The following is a 20444-nucleotide window of genomic DNA, read 5'->3' on the forward strand; positions in this document are numbered from 1 at the left end:
AGGACCCCAGTGGCGAAGGCAAAGTTCGAGCGGACTAAGCCCCACGTCAACATCGGCACCATCGGTCACATCGACCACGGTAAGACGACCCTCACGGCCGCCATTACCAAGGTGCTGCACGACGCGTACCCGGACCTGAACGAGGCCTCGGCCTTCGACCAGATCGACAAGGCTCCCGAAGAGCGCCAGCGCGGTATCACCATCTCCATCGCGCACGTCGAGTACCAGACGGAGTCGCGTCACTACGCGCACGTCGACTGCCCCGGTCACGCGGACTACATCAAGAACATGATCACGGGTGCCGCGCAGATGGACGGCGCCATCCTCGTGGTCGCCGCCACCGACGGCCCGATGCCGCAGACCAAGGAGCACGTGCTCCTGGCCCGCCAGGTCGGCGTCCCCTACATCGTCGTCGCCCTGAACAAGGCCGACATGGTGGACGACGAGGAGATCCTGGAGCTCGTCGAGCTCGAGGTCCGTGAGCTTCTCTCCGAGTACGAGTTCCCGGGCGACGACGTTCCGGTCGTCAAGGTCTCGGCGCTCAAGGCGCTCGAGGGCGACAAGGAGTGGGGCGAGTCCGTCCTCAACCTGATGAAGGCTGTCGACGAGGCCATCCCGCAGCCCGAGCGTGACGTCGAGAAGCCGTTCCTCATGCCGATCGAGGACGTCTTCACGATCACCGGTCGCGGTACGGTCGTCACCGGCCGCATCGAGCGTGGTGTCCTGAAGGTCAACGAGACCGTCGACATCGTCGGTATCAAGACCGAGAAGACCACCACCACGGTCACCGGCATCGAGATGTTCCGCAAGCTGCTCGACGAGGGCCAGGCCGGTGAGAACGTCGGTCTGCTCCTCCGTGGCATCAAGCGCGAGGACGTCGAGCGCGGCCAGGTCATCATCAAGCCCGGCTCGGTCACCCCGCACACCGAGTTCCAGGCGCAGTCCTACATCCTGTCGAAGGACGAGGGTGGCCGTCACACCCCGTTCTTCAACAACTACCGCCCGCAGTTCTACTTCCGTACCACGGACGTGACGGGCGTTGTGACCCTTCCCGAGGGCACCGAGATGGTCATGCCGGGTGACAACACCCTCATGGACGTCGCGCTGATCCAGCCGGTCGCCATGGAAGAGGGCCTGAAGTTCGCCATCCGTGAGGGTGGCCGGACCGTGGGCGCCGGCCAGGTCACCAAGATCATCAAGTAGTTTCTGCTTGGTCCTTGGACCTGGTGGCTCACTGAGTCGCAAGAAGGGCCCCGCACCTCGGAAGAGGCGCGGGGCCCTTCGCCATGTCTGCCGGACCCTGCTGACGCGCCGCCACGGCCTCTGCCCGCGGGACGGCCACCGTCAGGTGAAGAGCCGGCGTGTCCCGGGCGGCGACGCCCGACCCGCGACCCGCACCGCGCAGGCGGAGCAGGAAGGAAGACCCTTGAGCGGCCGAACTGGGCATCGAGGTGGTCGGAGGCGGATCGGGGGCGGGGGCGGGGGCGGAACCCGTCATCGACGACCGGATGCGCGGGGAGGAGCGGGCCGGCCCGTGCCCGCTCACCGACAAGGAGGCCGGGGCCCTGCGGCCGGCCGCAGGCGGGGCGCACTCCCGGGAGATCGCCGCCGAACTCTTCCTCAGTGTGGGGACCGTCCGCAACCGGCTCTCTTCCGCGGTCGGAGGCTTCACGCCCGTATGCTCGTCGCTGCCGTCCGGATCGCCACGCACCAGGGCCGGCTGTAGACCGCGGTCCCACCGTCGTACCCATGGCCCTCTTTGATCGTGAGGTGACCCGCATGCACCGCCTGCTCCGAGCCACCCTCGCGACCGTGGCGCTCGCGGGCCTCTTCCTCCTGCTCCTCTCTGTCCCGCGGGCGGACAACCTGCTCGTCGCTCTCGTCCTGGCCGGGCTCGGCGGCGGGACGGCCATGGCCTGGTTCCGGTTCCTCTGGGGCCTGTACCTGGCCCCCGACCGCAAGACCGGAGGCCGCGGGTGAGGGCACTGGGCGGGCCGGGCGGCGCCGGGATTCCTCGGGATCGGGGGCGGTGCCTCCGTCGGCACGTGGATCCGGGAGCGGGGCAAGCGACGACGTGGGCCCCTGCATGGCTGTAGGGCCCCGGTACCTCGGGCGGTGAGGTACGGGGGCCCTACGGTTCAGGGGGACGGCGGACCGGTCAGGTGCCCGCCGTCCCGGGTGGGCGTCCGGTCAGACGCCCGCGATCGACTGGATCCAGGAGCGGTACGCGGTGACGTTGGTGTACGCCGTCGTGGTCTGCCGGTCGCTGGTGGAGGCGACGCCGACCTGGACGCCGTTCAGCGTCATCGGGCCGCCGGAGTCCCCGCCGGCGGTGATGCCGTTGCCGCGGCGGGCACAGATCGCCGAGCCGCCGTACGCGTCACCGCAGCCGCCGGTGACCGTCACGTTGGCCACCTTCAGGTAGCGCGACTGGCAGTTCGCCTCCGAGCCGCACTGCGAGGTCGCGCCCCAGCCCCAGACCTGCACGTTCTGCCCGACACGGACCGTGCCGGGCTGGCCGAGGCGGGAGTAGGTCGTCTGCACGGAGCGGTCCAGGCGAACCAGGGAGATGTCCGCGCTGTGGTTGTACGTCTGGACGCCGTTGGCCACCACGCCGCCGCTGTGCTGGTCGAGGCTGCCGATCCGGAACGACAGGCCGCCGCCGGTGACACAGTGCCTGGCGGTGAGGATCCAGGTCGGGGCGATGATCGTCGCCGAACAGGTCTCTCTGCCGTTCGAGAAGAGCCGGGCGGCCCAGGGTGCGTTCTGGGCATAGCCGCCGCCGATGATCTGGGTGGTGGGCGGCGGGGCGTCCTGGAGCGGCGGCGCGGGTGCGGCCGTCGCGGACGGTGCGAAGAGCGAGAGGACGCAGGCCGCTGCTGCGGCGACAGCGGGCATGAGCCGGGATATGCGCATGATGCCTCGTTTCGCGCGACACGCTGGGTGGGCGTGTCCGTGGGGGATGGTGGGCAACAGGGTGCCGGAGCGCGACGAGGACGGGGTACTAACGTTTGGCCATAACACGGCGTTATGGGGCGGGAGTTGGGGGAGCCGGGCTCTTCTGCGGGCGCCACGCCCAGGGCGCCGCGTCCGGGCCGAGGCCCACGACGACCGGGCGGCCGTCCGCCGCGTCCACGTGGAGGGCGGCGCCGTCCAGGGCGACCGGGCCCCGCGACCGTACGACGGCCCCCTCGGCGGTACGCAGCTGGATCCGGCCCTCCGCGGTCCGGCCGAGCAGGACCGGGCCGGCCGGCGACGCGGCGGTGGTCACCGGACCGTACCCCTCGAACCGGGGTGCGGGGGTGGCGTCGGCGCGTACGGCCACGAGCTGTTCACGCGCTGCGGGCCTGTAGTACAGCTCCACGGACCCGCCGGGCGCGGGGAGTGCGCCGGGCGCGTGCGCGGGCACGGGGGAGCCGGTGAGCTGGGTGCGGGCGGTGACGTCGGTGTCCGGGGCGTCCTGGGTCCAGTGGTGCACGGCATGGTGCCCGGCCGCGTACACATGGACGCGCCCCGCCGTGTCCACGACCGCGGTCAGCCCGTCCTGGACCTCGCCGCCGCCCATGTCCCGCCAGCCGCTCCAGCGGCCGGTCGCCGCGTCGCGCACCCGGGTGCTGAGCCCCTTCTCCGCGTTCCGTACGAAGAGGTGGACGCGGCCGTCCGGGGCGGTGACGGCGACCGGGGTTCCGACGCGGCGGCCGTGGTCGGGGCCCGTGGCGGGGTTGCCGAGGCCCCGCCAGGCGAGGAAGGGGCCATCGGGGGAGCGCTGCTCCAGGAGCACGATCTCGCGTTCGTTGTCCGCGCCGTGCCCGCCGAGCGCCGCGAACCGCAGCCCGAACAGCAACTGCCGGCCGTCCGCCGTCGCCGCGGCGCCCAGCACCGGGGCGAGCGGACCGCCGCCGAGGTCGTCCGGCGCGTCCCAGACGCCGCTGCCGGGCGCGCTCTCGCGCCACCGTACGGCGCGCAGCCCGAGGACCCCGTAGGCGGTGAGCCGGCCGTCCGCCCCGGCGGCGACCTGGGCGCGGGGGCCCGGGTAGCGGTGGTGGGTGGAGCGCACCCAGCCCTTGCGGTTGGTGAGCGGCCGGTCGCCGCCCACGTTGTAGTCCCCGCAGCCGGAGGGGTTGCCGCACTCCCAGTCGGGGGCGCCACCGTACGGGACGAGGTGGGCGGCCTTGCGTTCCAGCACGGCGGGCGGCAGGTTCTTGGGCCAGTGCCGGTTGTAGTACCCCCGGAACGCGGCGACGACGAACCCGGGCACCGGCTCCCCGCGTCCCGCCGCCCGGGCCACCCAGCGGATCAGGGCGGCCCAGGCGAAGCACCCGGCCGCGGTGTGGTCGGCGTGGTCGGAGTACCCGCGCTGCTCGCTGTCCCGGCGGCGTTCGTACTCGCTGCTGAACTGGAGGTCCGGGTCCGGGTCCAGGGTGTGCACCAGGGTGGGCCGGTACCGCTCCAGCAGCCCCACGAGGACGTCGACGAGACCGTCGTACGTGTACGAACCCGCTCTCCCCAGAGGGGAGTTGTCGGCCACCACCGTGCGCAGCACGAGCCGCCGGTCCCGCCAGAGGCTCGGCAGCCCGAGCCGCCCCCGCCCCGTGTGCATCGCGGTGTTGAGGAAGACCAGCTCCACCCGGCGTGCCCCGTCGGTCAGCACGTTCACCTCGGCCCGGTGGCCGCCGTGCAGGGCGAGGACGGAACGCTCCCACGGCGTGAAGCGGTCCAGGCCCAGCAGGACGGCGTACGCCTGGCGCAGGCCCTGATGGCGGGAGGAGGAGTACGCCGCACGGTCGGGGGCCGGGCGGGGCGCGCCGGGGATCTTGTTGACGCCGTCCGCCTCGCCCGCGGTGAGATACACGCAGACCAGCGGGGTCCCGGCGTCCAGGGCCTCACGGGTGTCCGGGTTCATGAAGTAGAGGTCGTCGTCCGGGTGGGCCAGCAGTTGCAGGACCAGGGCCTGCCGGGTGCTCGCTATGGCCAGCCCGGGCGCCGGGTCAGCCTCCGGCCCGCGCCGCCGGGGAGCGGGTACGGCGCATCCTGCGGTGGCGGCGGCCGTGCCGGCCGCTCCGGCCGCGAGGAGCAGGGTGCGTCGGGGCAGCCGTATCCGGCCCGGGAAAGATCGATCCACCACGCCGCGCACTCCGCTCCCGCTTCCCCCGCAGCGGGCGAACGGCCGCCCTGCCCTGCGTCACTCCCGACTCTCCGCGCAGGTCAGCGGCGGTCGGGCCGCACCTGCGGGGGAGTAGACGGACGGAGGGGCGGGTGGGTTGCCCGGGTGGGGAGTGGGGTTGCGCACGCGGGGCGGGGCGGGCCGCCCCGAGGGCCCGTCGTGATCCCGCTGCCGCCGGATGCGCGCCCGCGTTTGATCGCACGCTCGCTCGGGGTAGGATTCCCGACTCGATTGGCCAGGCCCGCGCCCCGTATGGCACACTGACCAGGTTGCTCGGTTGAGTGTCAATGCTGCGCGCCTCCCGCCGGGAGGACCGGAAGCGAGTCCCACAGTACTCGTCGGCCCTGTAGGGCCGGACGTACGGGAATCTTCCGGGAAGCAATGCAGGGCGCCGGCCAGGCACCCGGTGGGTGTTCCGCCCCCGGTTCCGCGGTCCTCGGGCCCGCACCCCCTTGGTTGGGATCTTCTTCGGGAGATTTTCGTAGAGGGGATGCGACACGCCCGACCGCGTGGGTCGGAGGAGGAGTCCAGAGAACCCCCGGGTTCCAGAGCGTTAAACAGAGAGACAGGACTACTAGTAGCCATGGCGGGACAGAAGATCCGCATCCGGCTCAAGGCCTACGACCACGAGGTCATCGACTCCTCGGCGAAGAAGATCGTCGAGACGGTGACCCGCACTGGTGCGTCGGTCGCGGGCCCGGTGCCGCTGCCCACTGAGAAGAACGTGTACTGCGTCATCAAGTCGCCGCACAAGTACAAGGACTCTCGCGAGCACTTCGAGATGCGCACCCACAAGCGCCTCATCGACATCCTCGACCCCACGCCGAAGACGGTTGACTCGCTGATGCGTCTCGACCTGCCGGCCGGCGTCGACATCGAGATCAAGCTCTGAGGGGACGGGCCGAGATGAGCAAGAACATCAAGGGCGTCCTGGGCGAGAAGCTCGGCATGACCCAGGTCTGGGACGAGAACAACCGGGTTGTCCCGGTGACCGTCGTCAAGGCCGGTCCGTGCGTCGTGACGCAGGTTCGCACCAACGACAGCGACGGCTACGAAGCGGTCCAGATCGCCTTCGGCGAGATCGACCCGCGCAAGGTGAACAAGCCCCTCAAGGGTCACTTCGCCAAGGCCGACGTCACCCCGCGCCGCCACCTGGTCGAGCTCCGCACCCCTGACGCCAGCGAGTACACGCTGGGCCAGGAGGTCACCGCCGCTGTGTTCGAGTCCGGCGTCAAGGTCGACGTCACGGGCAAGAGCAAGGGCAAGGGCTTCGCCGGTGTCATGAAGCGTCACAACTTCAAGGGCCTCGGCGCCGGGCACGGCACCCAGCGCAAGCACCGTTCCCCCGGTTCCATCGGTGGCTGCGCCACCCCTGGGCGTGTCTTCAAGGGCATGCGCATGGCGGGCCGCATGGGTAACGAGCGCGTCACCACCCAGAACCTGACCATCCACGCGGTTGACGCGGAGAAGGGTCTGCTCCTCATCAAGGGCGCGGTCCCCGGTCCGAACGGCGGCCTCGTCCTGGTCCGTACCGCGGCCAAGGGGGCTTGAGGTAATGAGCACCATTGACATCCTTTCGCCGGCAGGCGACAAGGCCGGTACCGTCGAGCTCCCCGCGGAGATCTTCGACGCGAAGACCAGCGTTCCGCTGATCCACCAGGTCGTTGTCGCTCAGCTGGCGGCTGCCCGTCAGGGCACGCACAAGACCAAGCGCCGCGGTGAAGTCCGCGGTGGTGGTAAGAAGCCTTACCGCCAGAAGGGCACCGGCCGCGCCCGTCAGGGTTCGACCCGCGCCCCGCAGTTCGCCGGCGGTGGCGTCGTCCACGGCCCGCAGCCGCGTGACTACTCGCAGCGGACCCCGAAGAAGATGAAGGCCGCCGCCCTGCGCGGTGCCCTCTCGGACCGGGCCCGTCACTCCCGTATCCACGTCGTCACCGGCGTGGTCGAGGGTGCCGCCTCCACGAAGGCCGCCAAGACGCTGCTCGGCAAGATCTCGGAGCGCCAGAACCTGCTCCTGGTCGTCGACCGCGCCGACGAGGCCGCGTGGCTGTCCGCGCGCAACCTGCCCCAGGTGCACATCCTGGAGCCGGGCCAGCTCAACACGTACGACGTGATCGTCTCTGACGACGTGGTCTTCACCCAGGCCGCTTTCGAGTCCTTCGTGTCTGGCCCCCAGACCGCTGAGACCGAAGGGAGCGACGCCTGATGAGCGAGGCGACCGTTACCAGCAAGACGTACTCGGACCCGCGTGACGTTCTCGTCAAGCCCGTGGTCTCCGAGAAGAGCTACGCGCTGCTCGACGAGAACAAGTACACGTTCATCGTCGCGCCCGGCTCCAACAAGACCCAGATCAAGCAGGCCGTCGAGGCGGTCTTCTCGGTCAAGGTCACCGGGGTCAACACGATCAACCGGCAGGGCAAGCGCAAGCGCACCCGCACCGGTTTCGGCAAGCGCGCCGACACGAAGCGCGCCATCGTGACCCTCGCCGAGGGCGACCGTATCGACATCTTCGGCGGCCCGACCTCTTAAGTGAGGTCGAGTCGTCCGGAATCGGACGAGGACTGAGAAATGGGTATCCGCAAGTACAAGCCGACGACCCCGGGCCGTCGTGGCTCCAGCGTCGCCGACTTTGTCGAGATCACGCGGTCCACGCCGGAGAAGTCGCTGGTCCGCCCCCTGCACAGCAAGGGCGGCCGTAACAACGCCGGTCGTGTGACCGTTCGCCACCAGGGTGGTGGCCACAAGCGCGCCTACCGCGTGATCGACTTCCGTCGTCACGACAAGGACGGCGTGCCGGCCAAGGTCGCGCACATCGAGTACGACCCGAACCGCACCGCGCGCATCGCGCTGCTGCACTACGCGGACGGCGAGAAGCGTTACATCGTCGCTCCCCGTGGCCTGTCGCAGGGCGACCGTGTCGAGAACGGTCCGACCGCCGACATCAAGCCCGGTAACAACCTGGCGCTGCGCAACATCCCGGTCGGTACGACCATCCACGCCATCGAGCTGCGGCCCGGCGGCGGCGCGAAGTTCGCCCGTTCCGCGGGTGCCTCCGTGCAGCTGCTGGCGAAGGAGGGCACCATGGCCCACCTTCGTATGCCGTCGGGTGAGATCCGCCTGGTCGACGCGCGCTGCCGCGCGACGATCGGTGAGGTCGGCAACGCCGAGCAGTCGAACATCAACTGGGGCAAGGCCGGCCGCATGCGCTGGAAGGGCGTCCGCCCGACCGTCCGCGGTGTCGCGATGAACCCGGTTGACCACCCGCACGGTGGTGGTGAAGGCAAGACCTCCGGTGGTCGCCACCCGGTCTCGCCGTGGGGTCAGAAGGAGGGTCGTACGCGTGCTCCCAAGAAGGCGAGCAACAAGTACATCGTCCGCCGCCGCAAGACGAACAAGAAGCGCTAGGAGCGGGTTTAGATGCCGCGCAGTCTGAAGAAGGGGCCCTTCGTCGACGGACACCTCATCAAGAAGGTGGACGTACAGAACGAGGCAGGCACCAAGAACGTCATCAAGACCTGGTCCCGTCGCTCGATGATCGTCCCGGCCATGCTGGGTCACACCATCGCGGTGCACAACGGCAAGATCCACGTCCCGGTGTTCGTCACCGAGTCGATGGTCGGCCACAAGCTCGGCGAGTTCTCGCCGACTCGCACCTTCCGCGGCCACGTCAAGGACGACCGGAAGTCGAAGCGCCGCTAGCGCGGGGTGGAAACGACTATGACTTACACCGAAGGGACAACCATGGAAGCCAGGGCCCAGGCGCGGTACATCCGCGTCACGCCCATGAAGGCCCGCCGAGTGGTGGACCTCATCCGTGGCATGGATGCCACGGAGGCTCAGGCGGTCCTGCGTTTCGCCCCGCAGGCCGCGAGCGTGCCGGTTGGCAAGGTGCTGGACAGCGCCATTGCCAACGCTGCACACAACTACGACCACACCGACGCCTCTTCGCTGGTCATCAGCGAGGCGTACGTGGACGAGGGTCCGACCCTGAAGCGGTTCCGTCCGCGTGCCCAGGGCCGGGCCTACCGGATCCGTAAGCGGACCAGCCACATCACCGTGGTCGTCAGCAGCAAGGAAGGAACCCGGTAATGGGCCAGAAGGTAAACCCGCACGGGTTCCGGCTCGGCATCACCACGGACTTCAAGTCCCGCTGGTACGCCGACAAGCTGTACAAGGACTACGTCAAGGAAGACGTCGCCATTCGTCGCATGATGACGAAGGGCATGGAGCGGGCCGGCATCTCGAAGGTCGAGATCGAGCGCACCCGCGACCGCGTCCGCGTTGACATCCACACCGCCCGCCCGGGCATCGTCATCGGCCGCCGCGGCGCCGAGGCCGATCGCATCCGCGGCGAGCTGGAGAAGCTGACCGGCAAGCAGGTCCAGCTGAACATCCTCGAGGTCAAGAACCCCGAGGTGGACGCTCAGCTGGTGGCCCAGGCCGTCGCCGAGCAGCTCTCCTCCCGCGTCTCCTTCCGTCGGGCCATGCGTAAGAGCATGCAGTCCTCGATGAAGGCCGGCGCCAAGGGCATCAAGATCCAGTGCGGCGGTCGCCTCGGCGGCGCCGAGATGTCCCGCTCGGAGTTCTACCGCGAGGGCCGTGTGCCCCTGCACACGCTCCGTGCGAACGTCGACTACGGCTTCTTCGAGGCCAAGACGACCTTCGGCCGCATCGGCGTGAAGGTCTGGATCTACAAGGGCGACGTCAAGAACATCGCCGAGGTTCGCGCCGAGAACGCCGCGGCCCGCGCCGGTAACCGTCCGGCTCGTGGCGGCGCTGACCGCCCGGCCGGCCGCGGTGGCCGTGGTGGCGAGCGTGGCGGTCGCGGCCGTAAGCCGCAGCAGTCGCCGGCAGCCGAGGCCCCCAAGGCCGACGCCGCCGCTGCTCCGGCTGCTGAGAGCACCGGAACGGAGGCCTGACCGAAATGCTGATCCCCCGTAGGGTCAAGCACCGCAAGCAGCACCACCCGAAGCGCAGCGGTATGTCCAAGGGTGGCACGCAGGTTGCGTTCGGCGAGTACGGCATCCAGGCGCTGACCCCGGCGTACGTGACGAACCGTCAGATCGAGTCCGCTCGTATCGCGATGACCCGTCACATCAAGCGTGGCGGCAAGGTCTGGATCAACATCTACCCGGACCGTCCCCTGACGAAGAAGCCCGCCGAGACCCGCATGGGTTCCGGTAAGGGTTCTCCCGAGTGGTGGATCGCGAACGTCAAGCCCGGTCGGGTGATGTTCGAGCTGTCCTACCCGAACGAGAAGATTGCTCGTGAGGCGCTCACCCGCGCTGCTCACAAGCTTCCGATGAAGTGCCGGATCGTTCGGCGCGAGGCAGGTGAGTCGTGATGTCGGCCGGTACCAAGGCGTCCGAGCTGCGCGAGCTGGGCGACGAGGAGCTCCTCAACAAGCTCCGCGAAGCCAAGGAAGAGCTGTTCAACCTCCGCTTCCAGGCGGCGACGGGCCAGCTCGAGAACCACGGCCGGCTCAAGTCCGTCCGTAAGGACATCGCCCGGATCTACACCCTGATGCGTGAGCGCGAGCTGGGCATCGAGACGGTGGAGAGCGCCTGATGAGCGAGAAGACTGTGACTGAGACGAACACCGAGCGCGGTTTCCGCAAGACCCGTGAGGGTCTGGTCGTCAGCGACAAGATGGACAAGACCGTCGTCGTCGCTGTCGAGGACCGCGTCAAGCACGCGCTGTACGGCAAGGTCATCCGCCGTACGAACAAGCTCAAGGCCCACGACGAGCAGAACTCCGCCGGCGTCGGCGACCGCGTCCTCATCATGGAGACGCGTCCGCTGTCCGCCTCGAAGCGCTGGCGCATCGTCGAGATCCTCGAGAAGGCCAAGTAATTCCTGAGGGGTTTCCCTCAGGTCAGTTCCGCCAGGCTCGGTGAGGGAGCCGCGTAAGTCACTTACGTGGCTCCCCACCGGGAACCGGCAGACGATCAGGAGATAGACGTGATCCAGCAGGAGTCGCGACTGCGCGTCGCCGACAACACGGGTGCGAAGGAAATTCTCACCATTCGTGTTCTCGGTGGCTCGGGTCGCCGCTACGCGGGTATCGGTGACGTCATCGTCGCCACCGTCAAGGACGCGATCCCCGGTGGCAACGTGAAGAAGGGTGACGTCGTCAAGGCCGTCATCGTTCGCACCGTCAAGGAGCGTCGTCGTCAGGATGGCTCGTACATCCGCTTCGACGAGAACGCCGCCGTCATTCTGAAGAACGACGGCGACCCCCGCGGCACCCGCATCTTCGGCCCGGTGGGCCGGGAGCTGCGCGAGAAGAAGTTCATGAAGATCATCTCGCTCGCGCCGGAGGTGCTGTAAGCATGAAGATCAAGAAGGGCGACCTGGTCCAGGTCATCACCGGTAAGGACAAGGGCAAGCAGGGCAAGGTCATCGTGGCCTACCCCGCTCAGGACCGCGTCCTCGTCGAGGGTGTCAACCGGGTCAAGAAGCACACCAAGGCCGGTCAGACGGCTCGCGGTTCGCAGACGGGTGGCATTGTGACCACCGAGGCCCCGATCCACGTCAGCAACGTTCAGCTTGTTGTGGAGAAGGACGGCAACAAGGTTGTCACCCGCGTCGGCTACCGCTTTGACGACGAGGGCAACAAGATCCGCGTTGCCAAGCGGACCGGTGAGGACATCTGATGACTGCCACCACTGCGCCGCGTCTCAAGACGCGCTACCGCGAGGAAATCGCCGGCAAGCTGCGTGAGGAGTTCTCGTACGAGAACGTCATGCAGGTTCCCGGTCTGGTCAAGATCGTGGTCAACATGGGTGTGGGCGACGCCGCCCGCGACTCCAAGCTGATCGACGGGGCCGTCCGCGACCTCACCACGATCACCGGCCAGAAGCCGGCCGTCACGAAGGCCCGCAAGTCCATCGCGCAGTTCAAGCTGCGCGAGGGTCAGCCGATCGGCTGCCACGTCACCCTCCGCGGTGACCGGATGTGGGAGTTCCTGGACCGTACGCTGTCGCTCGCGCTTCCGCGTATCCGTGACTTCCGTGGCCTGTCGCCGAAGCAGTTCGACGGCCGTGGCAACTACACCTTCGGTCTCACGGAGCAGGTCATGTTCCACGAGATCGACCAGGACAAGATCGACCGGGTCCGGGGCATGGACATCACCGTGGTCACCACGGCGACCAACGACGACGAGGGTCGTGCCCTCCTTCGTCACCTCGGCTTCCCGTTCAAGGAGAACTGACCGTGGCGAAGAAGGCTCTGATCGCTAAGGCCGCCCGTAAGCCGAAGTTCGGCGTTCGCGGGTACACCCGCTGCCAGCGCTGCGGCCGGCCCCACTCCGTCTACCGCAAGTTCGGCCTGTGCCGCGTGTGCCTTCGTGAGATGGCTCACCGTGGCGAGCTGCCGGGCGTGACCAAGAGCTCCTGGTAACTCTCCTTCGCCCCCTGGGCGTTGGAAGTTCCCGGAGACTCTCGGTAAGCATCTGGTCGGCAGGAGCCCCACCTTTCATGCCGTAGGCTTGAAGGGTTGGGCGCCTGCCGCCCAAGACCGACTTACTACGCCGTAGGTCCCCGCACCGCACCCGTCCCGCCAGTGAGTGGGGAGAGGGATGGCGCATACAGGAAACCCCGGCGAGAGAGGCCGAAGGCCAATTCATGACCATGACTGATCCCATCGCAGACATGCTCACGCGTCTGCGTAACGCGAACTCGGCGTACCACGACTCCGTCGTGATGCCGCACAGCAAGATCAAGTCGCACATCGCGGAGATCCTCCAGCAGGAGGGCTTCATCACCGGCTGGAAGGTCGAGGACGCCGAGGTCGGCAAGAACCTCGTCCTGGAGCTGAAGTTCGGCCCGAACCGCGAGCGTTCGATCGCCGGCATCAAGCGCATCTCGAAGCCGGGTCTGCGTGTTTACGCAAAGTCCACCAACCTGCCGAAGGTCCTCGGCGGCCTGGGCGTGGCGATCATCTCCACGTCCCACGGTCTCCTGACCGGCCAGCAGGCAGGCAAGAAGGGCGTAGGTGGGGAAGTCCTCGCCTACGTCTGGTAGTCGGGAAAGGAAGGAAAGCTCATGTCGCGAATCGGCAAGCTCCCCATCCAGGTTCCCGCCGGTGTGGACGTCACCATCGATGGCCGTACGGTCGCGGTGAAGGGCCCCAAGGGTTCCCTCACGCACACCGTCGCCGCGCCGATCGAGGTCTCCAAGGGTGAGGACGGCGTTCTGAACGTCACCCGCCCGAACGACGAGCGTCAGAACAAGGCCCTCCACGGCCTGTCCCGCACGCTGGTGGCGAACATGATCACCGGCGTGACCGCGGGTTACTCCAAGGCGCTCGAGATCAGCGGTGTCGGTTACCGCGTCCAGGCGAAGGGCTCCAACCTGGAGTTCGCCCTGGGCTACAGCCACCCGATCCTCATCGAGGCTCCGGAAGGCATCTCCTTCAAGGTCGAGTCGCCCACGAAGCTCAGCGTCGAGGGCATCGACAAGCAGAAGGTCGGCGAGGTAGCCGCCAACATCCGCAAGCTGCGGAAGCCCGACCCGTACAAGGCCAAGGGCGTCAAGTACGCGGGCGAGGTCATCCGCCGCAAGGTCGGAAAGGCTGGTAAGTAGCCATGGCATACGGTGTGAAGATCGCCAAGGGCGACGCGTACAAGCGCGCTGCTCGCAAGCGGCGCCACATCCGCGTCCGCAAGCACCTGTCGGGTTCGCCGGAGCGACCCCGTCTGGTCGTGACGCGTTCCAACCGCCACATCGTGGCCCAGGTCATCGACGACATCGCGGGCCACACGCTCGCCTCGGCGTCGACCCTGGACACCTCGATCCGTGGTGGCGAGGGCGACAAGAGCGCCCAGGCCAAGCAGGTCGGCGCCCTGGTCGCCGAGCGTGCCAAGGCTGCAGGCGTCGAGGCCGTCGTGTTTGACCGCGGTGGTAACCAGTACGCCGGGCGGATTGCCGCTCTGGCTGACGCCGCCCGTGAAGCCGGGCTGAAGTTCTAAGCCCCGGTTCCTACGCACAGCGGACGTAACAGAGAGAGGTAATTCCCATGGCTGGACCCCAGCGCCGCGGAAGCGGTGCCGGTGGCGGCGAGCGGCGGGACCGGAAGGGCCGCGACGGTGGCGCAGCCGCCGAGAAGACCGCGTACGTCGAGCGCGTCGTCGCGATCAACCGCGTCGCCAAGGTTGTGAAGGGTGGTCGTCGCTTCAGCTTTACCGCGCTGGTCGTGGTGGGCGACGGTGACGGCACGGTCGGTGTCGGATACGGCAAGGCCAAGGAAGTTCCCGCGGCCATCGCCAAGGGTGTCGAAGAGGCCAAGAAGAACTTCTTCAAGGTCCCGCGCATCCAGGGCACCATCCCTCACCCGATTACGGGCGAGAAGGCAGCGGGCGTCGTCCTGCTCAAGCCGGCTTCCCCCGGTACCGGTGTTATCGCCGGTGGCCCGGTGCGTGCCGTGCTCGAGTGCGCCGGCGTTCACGACATCCTGTCGAAGTCGCTTGGCTCGTCCAACGCGATCAACATTGTGCACGCGACCGTGGAGGCCCTGAAGGGCCTGCAGCGTCCCGAGGAGATCGCGGCCCGCCGCGGTCTGCCCCTCGAGGACGTCGCCCCCGCGGCTCTGCTTCGTGCGCGTGCGGGAGCGGGTGCGTAATGGCTCGCCTCAAGATCACGCAGACGAAGTCGTACATCGGCAGCAAGCAGAACCACCGCGACACCCTGCGTTCGCTCGGGCTCAAGCGCCTGAACGACTCGGTTGTCAAGGAGGACCGCCCCGAGTTCCGCGGAATGGTGCACACCGTCCGCCACCTCGTGACGGTTGAGGAGGTTGACTGACATGGCGGAGAACAGCCCGCTGAAGGCCCACAACCTCCGGCCTGCCCCGGGCGCCAAGACCGCCAAGACCCGTGTGGGTCGTGGTGAGGCGTCCAAGGGTAAGACCGCAGGCCGTGGTACCAAGGGTACGAAGGCTCGTTACCAGGTTCCGGAGCGCTTCGAGGGTGGCCAGATGCCCCTCCACATGCGTCTCCCGAAGCTCAAGGGCTTCAAGAACCCGTTCCGCACGGAGTACCAGGTCGTGAACCTGGACAAGCTCGCGACGCTCTACCCCGAGGGTGGAGAGGTCACGGTGGCCGACCTGGTCGCCAAGGGCGCCGTGCGCAACAACCACCTCGTCAAGGTCCTCGGACAGGGCGAGATCTCCGTGGCGCTGCAGGTTTCGGTTGACGCCGTCTCCGGCTCCGCCAAGGAGAAGATCACCGCCGCCGGCGGTACGGTCACCGAGCTCGTCTGAGCCGCGGGACAGAACTGAGCCTGGCCGGCCGCCTCTTCGGAGGTGGCCGGCCAGGCTTTTTCGTGCCCGGGGCCATTTCGGTGCGATGTACGGGAACCGTAAAGGCTCGGGAAAGGTTGAACGAGTGTCCACCGCACCGGCGGTGGGGGAGCGGAGGGGCGTTCACGTCCCAAATGGTGTGGCTTGGCCGGTCTTTCGCGGCGCGGGCCGGGGAGCGGGCCGCGCACCGGTGTGCGGTGCGTGTTTCCTGCTCAGTCCCGAGCCGGGTAGGGTAGCGCCGTTAATCTTTTGTGGCCTCCTTACGATGTAGGGCTGCCTTGTATCCGATCCCATCCAGTCCCATCCAGACCCGTCGCCTCTGACGCATAGCGCGGGGGTCGCAGGAGGCACCGTGTTCACCGCGTTCGCCCGAGCGTTCAAGACGCCCGACCTGCGCAAGAAGCTGCTCTTCACGCTCGGCATGATCGTGATCTACCGGCTCGGGGCGCACATCCCGGCTCCCGGCGTCGACTACACGAAGGTCCAGCAGTGCATCGACCAGGCGGACTCGGGTGGTCTCCTCGGTCTGATGCAGATGTTCAGCGGTGGCGCCCTGCTGCAGATCACCATCTTCGCGCTCGGCATCATGCCGTACATCACGGCCAGCATCATTCTGCAGCTGCTGACCGTCGTGATCCCGCGCCTGGAAGCCCTGAAGAAGGAGGGGCAGTCCGGCACGGCGAAGATCACGCAGTACACGCGTTATCTGACGGTCGCGCTGGCCGTCCTCCAGGGCACGGGCCTCGTCGCCACCGCCCGCAGCGGCGCGCTCTTCCAGAACTGTTCCGTGGGCGACCAGATCGTCGCGGACAAGTCGGTCTTCACCACGATCATCATGGTCCTGACGATGACCGCCGGTACGGCCGCCGTCATGTGGCTCGGTGAGCTGATCACCGACCGCGGCATCGGCAACGGCATGTCGATCCTCATGTTCATCTCGATCGCCGCCACGTTCCCCGGCGCCCTGTGGGCCATCAAGGAGAGCGGCAAGCTGGCCGACGGCTGGATCGAGTTCGGCACGGTCATCCTCATCGGCTTCGTGATGGTCGGGCTCGTCGTCTTCGTCGAGCAGGCCCAGCGCCGCATCCCGGTGCAGTACGCGAAGCGCATGATCGGCCGCCGGTCCTACGGCGGTACGTCCACGTACATCCCGCTCAAGGTGAACCAGGCGGGTGTGATTCCCGTCATCTTCGCCTCGTCGCTGCTCTACATCCCGGCGCTGATCGTCCAGTTCTCCGGCTCCAACGCGGGCTGGGCCACCTGGATCACGGACAACTTCGTGAAGCAGAACGAGCCGATCTACATGGTGGCGTACTTCCTGCTGATCGTCTTCTTCGCCTTCTTCTACGTGGCCATCTCGTTCAACCCCGACGAGGTCGCCGACAACATGAAGAAGTATGGTGGCTTCATCCCGGGTATCCGCGCAGGTCGTCCTACTGCCGAATACCTGAGCTACGTGCTCAACCGGATCACTTGGCCAGGCTCGCTGTACCTGGCCCTGATCGCTCTTGTGCCGACGATGGCGTTGGCGGGCTTCGGCGGTGCCAACGCGAACTTCCCGTTCGGCGGGACGAGCATCCTCATCATCGTGGGTGTGGGTCTGGAAACCGTGAAGCAGATCGAGAGTCAGCTCCAGCAGCGCAATTACGAAGGGTTCCTCCGCTGATGCGCATCGTCCTCGTCGGGCCTCCTGGTGCCGGCAAGGGAACGCAGGCTGCGTACCTTGCCCACAACCTCTCGATTCCGCACATCTCCACGGGTGACCTCTTCCGCGCCAACATGAGCCAGGGCACCGACCTTGGCAAGCAGGCCCGCGCCTACATCGACGCGGGTCAGCTGGTGCCGGACGAAGTCACCATCGGGATGGCGAAGGACCGCATGTCCCAGTCGGACGCCGTGAACGGCTTCCTGCTGGACGGCTTCCCGCGGAACGTGGGCCAGGCCGAAGCCCTTGACGTGATGCTCAAGGACGAGGGCGTGAAGCTCGACGCGGTTCTCGACCTGGAGGTCCCCGAGGACGAGGTCGTAAAGCGGATCGCGGGTCGCCGCGTGTGCCGCAAGGACAGTTCGCACGTCTTCCACCTGTCGTACAGCCCGCCGAAGACCGAGGGCGTCTGCGACGTCTGCGGGGGCGAGCTGTACCAGCGTCACGACGACAGCGAGGAGACGGTCCGCACCCGGCTGGAGGTCTACCACACGCAGACCGAGCCGATCATCGACTACTACCGGGCCCAGGGCCTGGTGGTGACCATTTCCGCGCTCGGCGAGGTCGCTGACGTGACCGCCCGCGCCATGGAGGCGCTGAAGCCCTCCGACGAGGGCTGAGCGTCCCCCGTACCACCCGCTGTGCAAGCCGGCCGCGGCGCCTCTGGGCGCCGCGGCCGACTGCTTGCCCCCGTATCGTTGAACACGCCGAGCCGTACCCGTCACCGTCGATGCAGAGAGGCGCCGAGCAATGGTGCAGATCAAGACCCCCGAGCAGATCGCGAAGATGCGCGAGGCGGGCCTGGTGGTCGCTGCCATTCACGCCGCCACCCGTGAGGCGGCCGTGCCCGGGGCCACCACGCACGACCTGGACCAGGTCGCCCGCAAGGTGATCGCCGACCACGGCGCCAAGTCGAACTTCCTCGGGTACGGCGGGTTCCCCGCGACCATCTGCACCTCGGTCAACGAGGTCGTCGTCCACGGCATTCCGGACGAGAAGACGGTCCTCAAGGACGGCGACATCATCTCGATCGACGCCGGCGCGATCGTGGACGGCTGGCACGGTGACGCGGCCTACACCGCCTTCGTGGGCACCGGTCACGCTCCGGAGCTGGTCGAGCTCTCCCGGGTGACCGAGGAGTCGATGTGGGCCGGGATCGCCGCGATGAAGGTGAACAACCGGCTCGTCGACATCTCCCGGGCCATCGAGACCTACATCCGCCGCCAGCCTCGCCCGGCGACCGGGAAGTACGGGATCATCGAGGACTTCGGCGGCCACGGCATCGGCACCGAGATGCACATGGACCCGCATCTGCTGAACTACGTCTCCCGCAAGCGCGGTAAGGGCATCAAGCTGGTCCCGGGCGTCTGCCTGGCGATCGAGCCCATGGTCTCGCTCGGCACGGCGCGGACGGAGACCCTCGCCGACGACTGGACGGTCATCACGACGGACGGCACCTGGTCCTCGCACTGGGAGCACTCCATCGCGCTGACCGAGCAGGGCCCGCTGGTCCTGACCTCCCCGGACTGCGGCAGGGCGAAGCTCGCGGAGTACGGCATCGAGGCCGCTCCCGACCCTCTCGGGTGATGCGACCCTTCCGGAAGGTCTAAGGATCACTCCGGCTGGGCAAACTTGACGGATTCGTCTTTTGGAGTCCGCTGACGTAGACTGACTCGTCGGCTCTGGTGCATCCGTGTGTCCACATGCAAACGCATGGCGGGCACGGATGGCGGGAGCCGATCAAGGTAGCCGATTCGAAAGGCGAAGCGTGGCCAAGAAGCAAGGTGCCATCGAGATTGAGGGCACCGTGATCGAGTCCCTCCCGAACGCAATGTTCAAGGTGGAGCTCCAGAACGGTCACAAGGTCCTGGCGCACATCAGCGGCAAGATGCGGATGCACTACATCCGTATCCTCCCCGATGACCGGGTTGTGGTGGAGCTCTCTCCGTACGACCTCACGCGTGGCCGGATCGTCTACCGCTACAAGTAGATCTTGCCCGCACCTCGTTTCGGCGGGTGATGGCACTGACCCGGAGAACCTGACATCCCATGAAGGTCAAGCCGAGCGTCAAGAAGATCTGCGACAAGTGCAAGGTGATCCGCCGTCACGGTCGGGTCATGGTCATCTGCGACAACCTGCGCCACAAGCAGCGCCAGGGCTGACGCACGACCGCCTGCATCTCGCAGTTCTTCGCGCGACGCACGTAATACGTACATACGCAGTACCCGTCCAAGCCACGGCTGACGACACCTCCGGCGGGGGCCGGGGACCCGGACGTACCACTGCTCCTCGGGAGCGGTCGGCGGTCGGGAGTGGCACTGCGGAAGACCCCCGATCTAACAACTGGAGCCATTGAATGGCACGCGTTTCAGGTGTTGACATCCCGCGCGAAAAGCGCGTGGAGGTCGCCCTCACCTACGTCTTCGGTATCGGGCGCACCCGGTCCAAGGAGATCCTCGCCGCCACCGGCGTGAACCCGAACACCCGCGTTCGTGACCTGGCCGAGGAAGACCTCGTCAAGATCCGCGAGCACGTGGACGCCAACCTCCGCACCGAGGGTGACCTCCGCCGTGAGGTCCAGGCGAACATCCGCCGCAAGGTCGAGATCGGCTGCTACCAGGGCATCCGCCACCGTCGTGGTCTGCCCGTCCACGGTCAGCGCACCAGCACGAACGCGCGTACCCGCAAGGGCCCGCGTCGCGCCATCGCCGGTAAGAAGAAGCCGGGCAAGAAGTAGTCCTCAGCGGACGCACTGCCGATCTCCGGTCTTCCGGAGCACGCAGCAACCAGCGGTCTTCGCTGTAGGACCGATCACCTCCCCTCTCCATCTGGAGTCAAGACATGCCCCCCAAGGGTCGTCAGGGCGCAGCCAAGAAGGTGCGTCGCAAGGAAAAGAAGAACGTCGCTCACGGCCACGCGCACATCAAGAGCACGTTCAACAACACCATCGTCTCGATCACGGACCCCTCGGGCAACGTGATCTCCTGGGCCTCCGCCGGCCACGTCGGCTTCAAGGGCTCGCGCAAGTCCACCCCCTTCGCCGCGCAGATGGCCGCCGAGTCGGCCGCCCGCCGCGCGCAGGAGCACGGCATGCGTAAGGTCGACGTCTTCGTCAAGGGTCCCGGCTCCGGCCGTGAGACCGCGATCCGTTCGCTCCAGGCCACCGGCCTGGAGGTCGGTTCGATCCAGGACGTCACCCCGACGCCGCACAACGGCTGCCGTCCGCCGAAGCGTCGTCGCGTCTGACCCGCTACGGCCGGTGACGGCCGTGCGTCA

General features: G+C 67.6%; 32 protein-coding genes. 30 read left to right on the forward strand and 2 right to left on the reverse strand.

The genetic code is table 11. The features are described 5' to 3' along the window. The first annotated feature begins 9 nt into the window (after nt 1-9). Both tuf and CCZ36_RS21370 read left to right on the forward strand, forming a co-directional pair. Complete coding sequence (tuf, locus tag CCZ36_RS21360) at nt 10-1203, forward strand: elongation factor Tu (protein ID WP_003966968.1); 1194 nt, start codon at nt 10-12, stop codon at nt 1201-1203. Between the two features lie 546 nt (nt 1204-1749). Then, a complete protein-coding gene (locus CCZ36_RS21370; RefSeq protein WP_128818368.1) occupies nt 1750-1980 on the forward strand; it encodes a hypothetical protein in 231 nt (76 codons plus the stop codon). Between the two features lie 210 nt (nt 1981-2190). On the opposite strand, the gene CCZ36_RS21375 is transcribed toward CCZ36_RS21370, so the two are convergent. Further along, nucleotides 2191-2916 carry a S1 family peptidase gene (locus CCZ36_RS21375; protein ID WP_069736453.1) on the reverse strand — a complete coding sequence of 242 codons (726 nt, stop codon included), beginning with the start codon at nt 2914-2916 and terminating at the stop codon, nt 2191-2193. Between the two features lie 112 nt (nt 2917-3028). Further along, nucleotides 3029-5092 (reverse strand): PIG-L family deacetylase, encoded by a 2064-nt coding sequence (locus CCZ36_RS21380; protein ID WP_069736509.1) that lies wholly within the window; start codon nt 5090-5092, stop codon nt 3029-3031. Between the two features lie 655 nt (nt 5093-5747). On the opposite strand from CCZ36_RS21380, the gene rpsJ reads away from it, so the two are divergent. From rpsJ to rpsK, 28 genes are all read left to right on the forward strand, one after another. Continuing rightward, complete coding sequence (gene rpsJ / locus CCZ36_RS21385; protein ID WP_003948644.1) at nt 5748-6056, forward strand: 30S ribosomal protein S10; 309 nt, start codon at nt 5748-5750, stop codon at nt 6054-6056. Nucleotides 6057-6070: 14 nt separating this feature from the next. Continuing rightward, the gene (gene rplC / locus CCZ36_RS21390) at nt 6071-6715 is read left to right on the forward strand and encodes a 50S ribosomal protein L3 (protein ID WP_006126884.1); all 645 of its coding nucleotides are present in this window, start codon (nt 6071-6073) and stop codon (nt 6713-6715) included. Nucleotides 6716-6719: 4 nt separating this feature from the next. After that, entirely contained in the window at nt 6720-7370 is a 651-nt protein-coding gene (gene rplD / locus CCZ36_RS21395; protein WP_030578049.1) for a 50S ribosomal protein L4, read from the forward strand. Then, nucleotides 7370-7693, forward strand: a complete 324-nt coding sequence (gene rplW / locus CCZ36_RS21400) for a 50S ribosomal protein L23 (RefSeq protein ID WP_003966958.1) — start codon at nt 7370-7372, stop codon at nt 7691-7693. The genes rplD and rplW overlap by 1 nt, the downstream gene beginning before the upstream one ends. A 39-nt stretch (nt 7694-7732) precedes the next feature. Further along, a complete protein-coding gene (gene rplB, locus CCZ36_RS21405; protein ID WP_006126887.1) occupies nt 7733-8569 on the forward strand; it encodes a 50S ribosomal protein L2 in 837 nt (278 codons plus the stop codon). Between the two features lie 12 nt (nt 8570-8581). Further along, entirely contained in the window at nt 8582-8863 is a 282-nt protein-coding gene (gene rpsS / locus CCZ36_RS21410) for a 30S ribosomal protein S19 (RefSeq protein WP_003966956.1), read from the forward strand. 42 nt (nt 8864-8905) lie between these two features. Continuing rightward, on the forward strand, nt 8906-9253 hold the full coding sequence (gene rplV, locus CCZ36_RS21415) for a 50S ribosomal protein L22 (protein ID WP_004571827.1): 348 nt from the start codon (nt 8906-8908) through the stop codon (nt 9251-9253). Next, on the forward strand, nt 9253-10083 hold the full coding sequence (gene rpsC / locus CCZ36_RS21420) for a 30S ribosomal protein S3 (protein WP_003966954.1): 831 nt from the start codon (nt 9253-9255) through the stop codon (nt 10081-10083). The genes rplV and rpsC overlap by 1 nt, the downstream gene beginning before the upstream one ends. A 5-nt stretch (nt 10084-10088) precedes the next feature. Next, nucleotides 10089-10508 (forward strand): 50S ribosomal protein L16, encoded by a 420-nt coding sequence (gene rplP, locus CCZ36_RS21425; protein WP_003966953.1) that lies wholly within the window; start codon nt 10089-10091, stop codon nt 10506-10508. Then, complete coding sequence (gene rpmC, locus CCZ36_RS21430; RefSeq protein ID WP_003966952.1) at nt 10508-10732, forward strand: 50S ribosomal protein L29; 225 nt, start codon at nt 10508-10510, stop codon at nt 10730-10732. Before rplP ends, rpmC begins: the two co-directional genes overlap by 1 nt. After that, entirely contained in the window at nt 10732-11016 is a 285-nt protein-coding gene (rpsQ, locus tag CCZ36_RS21435) for a 30S ribosomal protein S17 (protein ID WP_018490820.1), read from the forward strand. Before rpmC ends, rpsQ begins: the two co-directional genes overlap by 1 nt. 108 nt (nt 11017-11124) lie before the next feature. After that, nucleotides 11125-11493, forward strand: a complete 369-nt coding sequence (gene rplN / locus CCZ36_RS21440) for a 50S ribosomal protein L14 (RefSeq protein WP_003966950.1) — start codon at nt 11125-11127, stop codon at nt 11491-11493. A gap of 2 nt (nt 11494-11495) precedes the next feature. After that, complete coding sequence (rplX, locus tag CCZ36_RS21445) at nt 11496-11819, forward strand: 50S ribosomal protein L24 (protein ID WP_003966949.1); 324 nt, start codon at nt 11496-11498, stop codon at nt 11817-11819. Continuing rightward, complete coding sequence (gene rplE / locus CCZ36_RS21450; protein ID WP_006126888.1) at nt 11819-12376, forward strand: 50S ribosomal protein L5; 558 nt, start codon at nt 11819-11821, stop codon at nt 12374-12376. Before rplX ends, rplE begins: the two co-directional genes overlap by 1 nt. Before the next feature lie 2 nt (nt 12377-12378). Further along, complete coding sequence (locus CCZ36_RS21455) at nt 12379-12564, forward strand: type Z 30S ribosomal protein S14 (RefSeq protein WP_003948630.1); 186 nt, start codon at nt 12379-12381, stop codon at nt 12562-12564. A 224-nt stretch (nt 12565-12788) separates the two neighbouring features. Further along, nucleotides 12789-13187, forward strand: coding sequence for a 30S ribosomal protein S8 (rpsH, locus tag CCZ36_RS21465; protein WP_003966947.1), 399 nt, complete (start codon nt 12789-12791; stop codon nt 13185-13187). A gap of 21 nt (nt 13188-13208) precedes the next feature. After that, on the forward strand, nt 13209-13748 hold the full coding sequence (gene rplF / locus CCZ36_RS21470) for a 50S ribosomal protein L6 (RefSeq protein WP_128818369.1): 540 nt from the start codon (nt 13209-13211) through the stop codon (nt 13746-13748). Between the two features lie 2 nt (nt 13749-13750). Continuing rightward, nucleotides 13751-14134, forward strand: a complete 384-nt coding sequence (gene rplR, locus CCZ36_RS21475) for a 50S ribosomal protein L18 (RefSeq protein ID WP_018490822.1) — start codon at nt 13751-13753, stop codon at nt 14132-14134. Between the two features lie 47 nt (nt 14135-14181). After that, on the forward strand, nt 14182-14784 hold the full coding sequence (rpsE, locus tag CCZ36_RS21480) for a 30S ribosomal protein S5 (RefSeq protein WP_006126891.1): 603 nt from the start codon (nt 14182-14184) through the stop codon (nt 14782-14784). Further along, a complete protein-coding gene (gene rpmD, locus CCZ36_RS21485; RefSeq protein ID WP_003966943.1) occupies nt 14784-14966 on the forward strand; it encodes a 50S ribosomal protein L30 in 183 nt (60 codons plus the stop codon). Before rpsE ends, rpmD begins: the two co-directional genes overlap by 1 nt. 1 nt (nt 14967) lies before the next feature. Beyond that, complete coding sequence (rplO, locus tag CCZ36_RS21490; protein ID WP_003966942.1) at nt 14968-15423, forward strand: 50S ribosomal protein L15; 456 nt, start codon at nt 14968-14970, stop codon at nt 15421-15423. Between the two features lie 391 nt (nt 15424-15814). After that, entirely contained in the window at nt 15815-17128 is a 1314-nt protein-coding gene (gene secY / locus CCZ36_RS21495; protein WP_128818370.1) for a preprotein translocase subunit SecY, read from the forward strand. Continuing rightward, the gene (locus tag CCZ36_RS21500; RefSeq protein WP_069736455.1) at nt 17128-17787 is read left to right on the forward strand and encodes an adenylate kinase; all 660 of its coding nucleotides are present in this window, start codon (nt 17128-17130) and stop codon (nt 17785-17787) included. The genes secY and CCZ36_RS21500 overlap by 1 nt, the downstream gene beginning before the upstream one ends. 130 nt (nt 17788-17917) lie before the next feature. Next, nucleotides 17918-18754: a type I methionyl aminopeptidase gene (gene map, locus CCZ36_RS21505; protein WP_006126895.1), complete on the forward strand. Its 837-nt coding sequence runs from the start codon at nt 17918-17920 to the stop codon at nt 18752-18754. A gap of 181 nt (nt 18755-18935) precedes the next feature. Further along, nucleotides 18936-19157 (forward strand): translation initiation factor IF-1, encoded by a 222-nt coding sequence (gene infA, locus CCZ36_RS21510; protein WP_003956442.1) that lies wholly within the window; start codon nt 18936-18938, stop codon nt 19155-19157. A 59-nt stretch (nt 19158-19216) separates the two neighbouring features. Further along, nucleotides 19217-19330, forward strand: a complete 114-nt coding sequence (gene rpmJ / locus CCZ36_RS21515) for a 50S ribosomal protein L36 (RefSeq protein WP_003956441.1) — start codon at nt 19217-19219, stop codon at nt 19328-19330. A 194-nt stretch (nt 19331-19524) separates the two neighbouring features. After that, nucleotides 19525-19905 carry a 30S ribosomal protein S13 gene (gene rpsM / locus CCZ36_RS21520; protein WP_006126897.1) on the forward strand — a complete coding sequence of 127 codons (381 nt, stop codon included), beginning with the start codon at nt 19525-19527 and terminating at the stop codon, nt 19903-19905. 104 nt (nt 19906-20009) lie between these two features. Then, nucleotides 20010-20414 (forward strand): 30S ribosomal protein S11, encoded by a 405-nt coding sequence (rpsK, locus tag CCZ36_RS21525; protein WP_003956432.1) that lies wholly within the window; start codon nt 20010-20012, stop codon nt 20412-20414. The last annotated feature ends 30 nt before the right edge of the window (nt 20415-20444 follow it).

The sequence above is a fragment of the Streptomyces sp. S063 genome (assembly GCF_002832675.1).
Classification (GTDB): domain Bacteria; phylum Actinomycetota; class Actinomycetes; order Streptomycetales; family Streptomycetaceae; genus Streptomyces; species Streptomyces sindenensis.

Coding starts and splice junctions, on each gene's coding strand:
- CCZ36_RS21370 (WP_128818368.1), top strand. CDS start 1,750: ATGGCCCTCTTTGATCGTGAGGTGACCCGCATGCACCGCCTGCTCCGA.
- CCZ36_RS21375 (WP_069736453.1), bottom strand. CDS start 2,916: ATGCGCATATCCCGGCTCATGCCCGCTGTCGCCGCAGCAGCGGCCTGC.
- rpsJ (WP_003948644.1), top strand. CDS start 5,748: ATGGCGGGACAGAAGATCCGCATCCGGCTCAAGGCCTACGACCACGAG.
- rplC (WP_006126884.1), top strand. CDS start 6,071: ATGAGCAAGAACATCAAGGGCGTCCTGGGCGAGAAGCTCGGCATGACC.
- rplD (WP_030578049.1), top strand. CDS start 6,720: ATGAGCACCATTGACATCCTTTCGCCGGCAGGCGACAAGGCCGGTACC.
- rplW (WP_003966958.1), top strand. CDS start 7,370: ATGAGCGAGGCGACCGTTACCAGCAAGACGTACTCGGACCCGCGTGAC.
- rplB (WP_006126887.1), top strand. CDS start 7,733: ATGGGTATCCGCAAGTACAAGCCGACGACCCCGGGCCGTCGTGGCTCC.
- rpsS (WP_003966956.1), top strand. CDS start 8,582: ATGCCGCGCAGTCTGAAGAAGGGGCCCTTCGTCGACGGACACCTCATC.
- rplV (WP_004571827.1), top strand. CDS start 8,906: ATGGAAGCCAGGGCCCAGGCGCGGTACATCCGCGTCACGCCCATGAAG.
- rpsC (WP_003966954.1), top strand. CDS start 9,253: ATGGGCCAGAAGGTAAACCCGCACGGGTTCCGGCTCGGCATCACCACG.
- rplP (WP_003966953.1), top strand. CDS start 10,089: ATGCTGATCCCCCGTAGGGTCAAGCACCGCAAGCAGCACCACCCGAAG.
- rpmC (WP_003966952.1), top strand. CDS start 10,508: ATGTCGGCCGGTACCAAGGCGTCCGAGCTGCGCGAGCTGGGCGACGAG.
- rpsQ (WP_018490820.1), top strand. CDS start 10,732: ATGAGCGAGAAGACTGTGACTGAGACGAACACCGAGCGCGGTTTCCGC.
- rplX (WP_003966949.1), top strand. CDS start 11,496: ATGAAGATCAAGAAGGGCGACCTGGTCCAGGTCATCACCGGTAAGGAC.
- rplE (WP_006126888.1), top strand. CDS start 11,819: ATGACTGCCACCACTGCGCCGCGTCTCAAGACGCGCTACCGCGAGGAA.
- rpsH (WP_003966947.1), top strand. CDS start 12,789: ATGACCATGACTGATCCCATCGCAGACATGCTCACGCGTCTGCGTAAC.
- rplF (WP_128818369.1), top strand. CDS start 13,209: ATGTCGCGAATCGGCAAGCTCCCCATCCAGGTTCCCGCCGGTGTGGAC.
- rplR (WP_018490822.1), top strand. CDS start 13,751: ATGGCATACGGTGTGAAGATCGCCAAGGGCGACGCGTACAAGCGCGCT.
- rpsE (WP_006126891.1), top strand. CDS start 14,182: ATGGCTGGACCCCAGCGCCGCGGAAGCGGTGCCGGTGGCGGCGAGCGG.
- rpmD (WP_003966943.1), top strand. CDS start 14,784: ATGGCTCGCCTCAAGATCACGCAGACGAAGTCGTACATCGGCAGCAAG.
- rplO (WP_003966942.1), top strand. CDS start 14,968: ATGGCGGAGAACAGCCCGCTGAAGGCCCACAACCTCCGGCCTGCCCCG.
- CCZ36_RS21500 (WP_069736455.1), top strand. CDS start 17,128: ATGCGCATCGTCCTCGTCGGGCCTCCTGGTGCCGGCAAGGGAACGCAG.
- map (WP_006126895.1), top strand. CDS start 17,918: ATGGTGCAGATCAAGACCCCCGAGCAGATCGCGAAGATGCGCGAGGCG.
- rpmJ (WP_003956441.1), top strand. CDS start 19,217: ATGAAGGTCAAGCCGAGCGTCAAGAAGATCTGCGACAAGTGCAAGGTG.
- rpsM (WP_006126897.1), top strand. CDS start 19,525: ATGGCACGCGTTTCAGGTGTTGACATCCCGCGCGAAAAGCGCGTGGAG.
- rpsK (WP_003956432.1), top strand. CDS start 20,010: ATGCCCCCCAAGGGTCGTCAGGGCGCAGCCAAGAAGGTGCGTCGCAAG.